2 protein-coding genes are annotated in these 3,076 nt (G+C 52.7%); both read right to left on the bottom strand.

The features are described from left to right. Positions 1-43 precede the first annotated feature (43 nt). Positions 44-1,945 carry an amino acid permease gene (locus D6783_06215; GenBank protein ID RME51960.1) on the bottom strand — a complete coding sequence of 634 codons (1,902 nt, stop codon included), beginning with the start codon at positions 1,943-1,945 and terminating at the stop codon, positions 44-46. Positions 1,946-2,085: 140 nt separating this feature from the next. Then, positions 2,086-3,076, bottom strand: a 991-nt coding sequence (locus tag D6783_06210) for a phosphate uptake regulator PhoU (GenBank protein ID RME51959.1), incomplete at its 5' end; no start/stop codon positions are given.

Genomic DNA, 3,076 nt, shown 5'->3' with positions numbered 1-3,076 from the left:
TTTTATTTCTTTCCTTTTGTTTTTTTTTGTAATGCAGGATTTGTTAGATGAAGGGGACGTTGTGTCCTGTTTTCATAGCGTAGATGATGAGGTAGTTCCAAAACCAGCCGTTTTTTCGTATGATGCGTATGGAGAATCCTGCTTCTTTGAAGAGCTCTTTGAGGCGTTCCTCGTTGCTTAGCCATTGCGGGTCGGGGAAGATGCCGAAGAGGTTGACGTATTCGACGAAGCAGACCCTGCCCAGGTCGGGGATGATGCTGTGCATTTCCTTGAGGATTTTGAGGGGGTTTTGCATGTAGCTGAGCATCCCGACGGAGAAGATGAAATCGACCTTCGGGACGCCGGGGTGGACTCGTGTGGTGTGGTGGGGGTCGTGCATGGTGTGGATGTTGTGAAAGCCGTGTTTGTTGAGTCGGCGGCGGAGGATGTTGAGCGAGGCTTCTGAATGGTCTGTTGCGATGATGCGTCCTGTTGGTCCGACTTTGTGGGCGAGATGGAGAGTGAGGGTGCCAACGCCCGCGCCGTATTCCAGGATGGTCTTTCCTTCCAGGTTTTCAAATGAGACTATTGTTTCTCTGAGGCGTTTTGGGAAGAAGATGTTTTCAAGGAGATAGTTGAGTGGCGCGGCGGCGTCGGTGAATTTTCTTATGAAGTCGGGGTTGTAGTGGAAGCTGAGGAAGAGGAAGATGGGGATGCCGATGCCGAGGAGCGAGGCGGTTACCTTGAGGAGGCTGAGGGCTTCTGGTTCGCGGATGGTCCAGGAAATAACGGTGCCGAGGTAGAGGAGGGAGATGAGCCACGGGCCGGTCTTGCCGAACCACACTTTGAAGGGGCGGTCCCGGTTTGGTTGTTTGTGGCGTAAGAGGGGGATGATGATGATGACGAGGACGTACATGATGAGGGCCATGATGACGAGGATGCTGAGCATGGATTTGTAGATGCCGGCGGTGAAGATGACGACGAGGATGGTGAAGATGGTTTGGAGGATGACGGCGAGGTGGGGGGTGTTGAAGCGGGGGTGGAGTTTTGCGAAGGATTCAAAGAAGAGTTTGTCTCGCGCAAGGGCCATGAGGAGGCGTGGCGCGGCGACGATGCCGCCCAGGGCGGACCCGATGAGTGCGAGGAAGATGGAAATTTGGATGATGAAGCTGTAGGAGTTGCCGAGGTAGTTTGTCGCCACGATCTCTACAATGCGAGGGGAGTGGACGATGGTGTCGAGGGGGGCGGCGCCGAGGATGGCGGCGGCCAGGCCGACAGCCATGAGGGTTGAGAGGAAGGTGGCAATCATGAGGGCTTTGGGGATGACGCGTTCTGGGTTTTTCGTTTCTTCTGCGAGGTAGCCTGCGCTTTCCCACCCCATGAGGGATTCTAAGATGAAGAAGAGTGCTGCGAAGATGGCGAGCAAGCCTGGGCTCGTGCTTGGGATGATTCGTTGCGGGTCGAATTGGAGGAAGCCGAGGACGGTGAAGAGGATGATCGCGCCGACGCCTATGAAGGCGAAGATGCCGAGGACGACGCCGCTTGCTTCAATGCCGAAATAAGTGATGGCGTTGAAGAAGAGGATAACGGCGACGCTGATGGGGATGAGGTGTTGTTTGAGTTGTGCGGGGAGGATGTAGTCAATAGAGGAAACGATGAGGATCGCGGCGGTGACGTTGCTGACCATCCACGCGACCCAGCCCATGATGTAGCTCGTGGTGATGCCGTATGCTTCTTTGCTGAATTCGTAGACGCCTCCTGCTTTGGGGAACATGGCGATGAGTTCTCCGAAGCAGGCCGCGACGTAGATGGATATGAGGCCGAGGATGAGCCATGAGACGAGGGAGAAGATGCCTGCTTGGTTTGCTGCGAGGCTGATGCCGAAGAACGTGCCTGAGCCGATGAGGGAGGTGAGGGTGAGCGCGACGATGGTCCAAAATCCTGCTGAGCGGCGAAGTTCTTGCATGGCTTCTTTTTTTCAAGAAGAGGTATTTAAAGGTTCAGTTTTTTTTTGAAAACTTTTTTTTGGGTGAAGAAGCAGGCTGTCCGTCCAGGCGGCGTGGTCAGGTGATGGGGGGGTGAACGTGGCGGACGCTTGGTGGATGTTTATTGGTACGTCATGCGGAGGAGGATGTTTTGGTATTGGAGGATGATGAGGATGCGGGTGAGGCAGGTGGCGATGGTGAGGTTGTTGTGGTATGTTTTGTAGAGTTTGGTTGCCTGCTCCATTCTTGTGTGTTTTTTTGCTGCGAGGAGGAGGGCGCCTTCTTTGTCGTTGGCGTAGTAGATGTCCATGATGTTGCTATGGTGTGTTTCCACGTCGCGCAGGAGGTAGATGAGTTCTTTGTAGCGTTGTAGTTCTCGCTGGATGAGTAGGCGTACGACGCGTTTGATTTCGTCGCCTATTTTTTCAAGGGTTTTGGTGGTTTCCCAGAAGTTGAGGAGGGCGACGGCGTCTTCATTTGCTTTCGTGAGGCGGTATTTGATGGTTTTGTGGGCGAGGAGGGTGAGGCGGTTGATGTCTTCGTCGCGTTCGGATATTTCTTGTGCGAACGCAGTGTTTTTGTAGGTTTGTTTTTTTGCGATGAGTGTGTTGGTGTCTGAGAGCATGCTGCGAATGAGGACGTCGCTTTGTTTGAGGAGTTCTTGGATGGATATTTCTTCGAGGTCGAGGTAGTCTTGGGCGACGATGATGTTGGGTGTTTGTTCTATGATTTCGAGGGCGATGGTGTTGTGGAGGATGTTGCGGATGTTGTGGACTTTTTCTCGAGGGTTGAGGATGATGATGCGTTTGTAGTTGTTGATGTAGGCGGAGATGATGTTGAGCTTGAGGGCTTCAAGGTCTTGGCTGCCGTCTAGTCGGAGTTCTTTGTCTTGGTGGGGGTGTGTTGGCCGGGTGCTGGTGATGCGGAGGGTGTTGTCTTGTTCTTGGATGTAGAGGGGTGTGCCTTTGGTGAGGGCGTTTTCTTGGACCCATTTTTTTGGGAGGGAGATGACGTAGGAGTTGTTGCCGAATTTGATGAGTTTTCGTTGTTCCATGCTTTTTTTGTGAAAAACAAAGAACTTTATATAAATAACGGGTATAAAGTATATATAT

This window comes from Candidatus Woesearchaeota archaeon (assembly GCA_003694805.1).
GTDB lineage: Archaea > Nanobdellota > Nanobdellia > Woesearchaeales > J110 > J110.
The sequence above is the reverse complement of the archived record's forward strand: the minus strand, read 5'-3'. Positions and strand labels throughout refer to the sequence as shown.